Raw genomic sequence first — 4641 nt, forward strand, 5'->3', positions numbered from 1 at the left:
CTTTGGTGGAAGGGGTGGGGCGAGGTCTCCCACGGTCTGTACTGTGTCAGCAGTCAGATGCGAACTGTTCGTCCCACCACCCCTTCAAGTCCTACCATACAAGCGAATTCATTCGCGAAAGCGTCGGCATATTCGGCATCGTAGGCGGGCGATAGTCCGTATTCGCGAATAAATTCGCTCCCACAGCCCCGGCCCCAAATGCACGTTTTATAGGAGTAAGCCATTGAATCGCGACACGCAGTTACCCGCTCAGCAGGTCATGGTGCTGTATACCGGCGGCACGATTGGTATGCAGGCCAGTGCGAATGGGCTGGCACCGGCGTCGGGATTCGAAGCGCGGATGGCCGAGCAACTGGCGGCACAACCGGACTTGAAGGTACCTGACTGGCGCTTTCGCGAACTGCTGCCACTGATCGACAGCGCCAACATGACTCCCGCTTATTGGCAGCGCTTGCGTGAGGCGATAATCGAAGCGGTGGATGTCAACGGCTGCGATGCCGTGCTGGTGCTGCATGGCACCGACACTCTGGCCTACAGCGCTGCAGCCATGTGTTTTCAACTGATCGGATTACAGGCGCCAGTGCTGTTCACCGGCTCAATGCTGCCTGCTGGCGTTGAAAACAGTGATGCCTGGGAAAACCTCAATGGCGCCCTGCTCGCCCTAGGTAAAGGCCTTAAGCCCGGTGTGCAGTTGTATTTCCACGGTGAGCTGCTGGCGCCGACTCGCTGCGCGAAAATTCGAAGTTTTGGACGGCACCCTTTTGCGGCATTGCAACGCTCGCGGGGCGGCGAATCAGCTCAACCGCTGCCGGCCGCATTGGATTACCGTCAGGTGAAAAACATCGCCAACGTTGCCGTACTGCCACTGTTCCCCGGCATCGGTGCACAGCACGTGAACGCCCTGCTCGACAGTGGCATTCAAGCGTTGATTTTAGAATGCTTTGGCAGTGGCACCGGCCCCAGCGATAACCCGCAATTTCTTGCCAGCCTGCAAAACGCTCAGCAACGCGGTATCTGCGTGATCGCCATCACCCAATGCCATGAAGGCGGCGTCGAACTGGACGTTTACGAAGCGGGCAGTCGTCTGCGCGGGGTTGGCGTATTGTCGGGTGGCGGCATGACCCGCGAAGCGGCGTTCGGCAAATTGCATGCGCTGCTGGGCGCCGGGCTCGAGGTAGAAGAAGTGCGACGGTTGGTTGAGTTGGATCTGTGTGGGGAGTTGGTTTAATCAATTAAGCGTGGCAGATGCCTCCCTGCCGTCGTGCTGTCGCACAGCAAACACGGCCACCCCTGTAGGAGCGCGCTTGCCCGCGATCGGCTGCGCAGCAGTCGTAAATCTGAGAGCCCATTTCTTCCCGTTAAACCGCGTTTTGCATTTTAGGACCGCTTCGCGATCCATCGCGGGCAAGCGCTCCTGCAATGACTGAGTTTGCGACTTAAACCACCCCACTCTCCACTCTGGCATCGCGCAGCATTGAATCCAGGTTACGCTCGATGTTTGTGCACAGTGCAGTCATTTGGATTTCGTGCTCACTGGCCAGAAACGGGCTTTGCAGGTCCTTGCCGATCTTCTCGATAGCCAACAGCATGAAACCGACCACGGTGGAGGCCAGCGGCGTGAACCAACCCAAGGTTTCCACCAGGCCGATGGGTACAATGACGCAAAATAGAGTAATGAATAAACGCGGAAACGCCACGTACGGGTATGGCAACGGGGTGTTGGCGATGCGCTCCATACCACCCTGGCAGTTGGAAATTTCCACTAGGGTGGATTCGATGCGCGCCAGACGGATGCTGTCCAAATGCCCGGATTTGAACTCCTTGGCCACCAGCGCAGCAGAGCCATTGAGCAAGTCATTGGGGAAATTGTTGGTGTCATGACGGCGGGCGAATTCTTCAGTAGAAATCAGTGCCTCCACTTCAGCGCTAGAGGAGCCGCCTTTCAAATGCGCCGACAGGCATTTCACGTAAGCCACATGGCGGCGTAGCAATATCGCCTTGACCGGGTTGATGTCACCGTTGTCGTCAATCAACGTCAGCACTTGCCGGGCAAAGCTGCGGGAATTGTTGACCAACGCCCCCCACAAGGTTCGCGCTTCCCACCAGCGGTTGTAGGCGCTGGAATTACGGAAGCTGGTCAACACCACCAACGCAGAACCCACCAGCGTCAAGGGCAAAGAAGGCAAGGTGTACTTTCGCTCGAGGTAGAGCATGAAATCGACCGTGACAATTACGTCCCAGACCAACAGCCAGACCAGCGACCAACCTACATAGGTCACGGTTTTAATCAAAAAACGATACTTCTCAACGATAGCTTGCCGCAATTGACTTCCTCATTCGAAAACAACATGAGCGCCATGCCCAAGGGTTCGAATACGTTTTGCCCGAATGGTTCGGCACAACCCAATTAAGTTTCATGGAACAAACCCGCCTTTTTCGTGCTCAACACCTATCAGGATGTTCAGCAGCATGTCACCGAGGGTTAATTCAATGGGCTCGTCTTCATCATCATCTTCCAGCGAACAACGTACCACCCGCGACCAACTGTGCATTAACACCATTCGCACACTCGCCATGGACGCGGTTCAAAAAGCCAATTCCGGCCACCCAGGAACGCCCATGGCGTTGGCTCCAGTCGGTTATACCGTATGGAATCAATTTCTGCGTTACCACCCGGAGCATCCGGACTGGCCAAACCGCGACCGCTTTGTCCTATCAGTCGGCCATGCGTCGATGCTCTTGTATTCGCTGCTGCACTTGGCCGGCGTGATCGAAATCGACGAGCATGGCAAGCCGTCCGGCAAACCGGCAGTTAGCCTGGAAGACATCAAACAGTTCCGACAAATGGACTCCAAAACACCTGGCCACCCGGAATACCGGATGACCACCGGCATCGAAACCACCACCGGGCCACTCGGCCAACGCTGCGCTAACAGCGTCGGCATGGCCATGGCTGAGCGCTGGCTGGGCACACGCTTCAATCGCCCCGATGCGACGCTATTTGATTACAGCGTTTACGTACTGTGTGGCGATGGCGACATGATGGAAGGCGTGACCTCCGAAGCGGCGTCAATTGCCGGGCATCTGAAGCTCGCCAACCTGTGTTGGATCTATGACAACAACACCATCACCATCGAAGGCCATACGGAGTTGACGTTCGACGAAGACGTGCAAACCCGGTTCAAGGGCTACGGCTGGAATACCTTGCATGTTACCGATGCCAACGATGCAGTGGCGCTGGCCAAAGCACTGCAGACGTTCAAGCGAACTCAGGATGCACCGACGCTGATCGTCGTCGACAGCGTGATCGCTTACGGCGCGCCGAATAAGCACAACACGGCAGCCGCTCACGGTGAGCCGCTGGGTGTCGAAGAAATTCGCCTGACCAAAAAATTCTATGGCTGGGACGAAAACTCCAGCTTTCTGGTGCCAAAAGAAGCCCAGCACTGCCTGCGTGACTCGTTGATCGAGCGCAATAGTGACGAATACGCGGCCTGGGGAAAAACCTTGGCCGATCTCGGCAAAAGCGACCCAGCCCTGTCCGATCAACTGCGCCGCATGCGCGCTGGTGAAATGCCCGATGATTGGCAGGACGAACTGGAGCAATTCGAAACCGATGCCAAGGGCATTGCGTCCCGCGCGTCCGGAGGCAAAGTACTCAACGCCTTCGCCGCAAAAATTCCCTGGCTGATGGGCGGTTCTGCCGATTTGTCGCCATCGACAAAAACCAACCTCACGTTTGACGGCGCAGGCAGCTACTCCGCGGAGAACTACGGCGGCCGCAACCTGCACTTCGGCATCCGCGAACACGCCATGGGCTCAATTGCCAACGGCTTGGCGCTGTCGTATATCCGCCCTTACACCTCAACCTTTTTGGTCTTCAGCGACTACATGAAACCGCCGATTCGCTTGGCGTCCATCATGGAGATACCGGTGATTTTCGTGTTCACCCACGACTCCATCGGTGTCGGCGAAGACGGGCCAACCCACCAACCCATCGAGCAACTGACCCAACTTCGCGCCACACCGGGCCTGCTGACAATACGGCCTGGCGATGCCAATGAAACCGTTCAGGCGTGGAAAGTTGCACTGGCGCAAACCAATCGGCCGTCGTGCATCGTGCTGTCGCGTCAGCCATTGCCGACACTGGATCGCGCCATCTACGCCTCAGCGCAAGGTACGGCTCGCGGTGCTTATGTACTGGGCGATGCTGAAAAGGGTCAGCCCGCAGTGATTCTGATCGCCACAGGTAGCGAAGTTGGCATGACGGTCAAGGCGTATGAGCAACTCAAGTCAGAAGGCGTCGCGGCGCGGGTGGTTTCGATGCCCAGTTGGGAATTGTTCGAAGACCAAGACCAAGCCTACCGTGACAGCGTATTACCGCCGGGCGTAACTGCCAGAGTGGTGGTCGAACAGGCCGGCCCCGTTGGCTGGGACCGCTATGTCGGCAACACGGGCGCCAAGATCGTGATGAACACCTTCGGCGCCTCGGCACCAATTGAAAAGCTACAAGCCAAGTTTGGCTTTACGACGGAAAACATCGTGAAGGTCGCTAGGGCGCAGCTAGGTAAATAATGCGATCAGGGCGCGGCGTGCTTGGAATACCGCGCTGCGCCCTTCCCGAATAAATTCGGTCCCACA

General features: G+C 57.1%; 4 protein-coding genes. 2 read left to right on the plus strand and 2 right to left on the minus strand.

Features of this window, described 5'->3' with window-relative positions; all coding sequences use genetic code 11:
- The first annotated feature begins 259 nt into the window (after positions 1-259).
- Positions 260-1228 carry an asparaginase gene (locus tag M0974_RS23140; RefSeq protein ID WP_297842365.1) on the plus strand — a complete coding sequence of 323 codons (969 nt, stop codon included), beginning with the start codon at positions 260-262 and terminating at the stop codon, positions 1226-1228.
- Between the two features lie 208 nt (positions 1229-1436).
- On the opposite strand, the gene M0974_RS23145 is transcribed toward M0974_RS23140, so the two are convergent.
- A complete protein-coding gene (locus M0974_RS23145) occupies positions 1437-2324 on the minus strand; it encodes a bestrophin family protein (RefSeq protein ID WP_297842364.1) in 888 nt (295 codons plus the stop codon).
- Positions 2325-2414: 90 nt separating this feature from the next.
- Positions 2415-2576, minus strand: a complete 162-nt coding sequence (locus M0974_RS23150) for a hypothetical protein (RefSeq protein ID WP_297842369.1) — start codon at positions 2574-2576, stop codon at positions 2415-2417.
- On the opposite strand from M0974_RS23150, the gene tkt reads away from it, so the two are divergent.
- Positions 2575-4575, plus strand: a complete 2001-nt coding sequence (tkt, locus tag M0974_RS23155; protein WP_297842366.1) for a transketolase — start codon at positions 2575-2577, stop codon at positions 4573-4575. The two genes, M0974_RS23150 and tkt, sit on opposite strands and share 2 nt — an antisense overlap.
- Positions 4576-4641: the final 66 nt, after the last annotated feature.

Source organism: Pseudomonas sp. (genome assembly GCF_026224925.1).
GTDB lineage: Bacteria > Pseudomonadota > Gammaproteobacteria > Pseudomonadales > Pseudomonadaceae > Aquipseudomonas.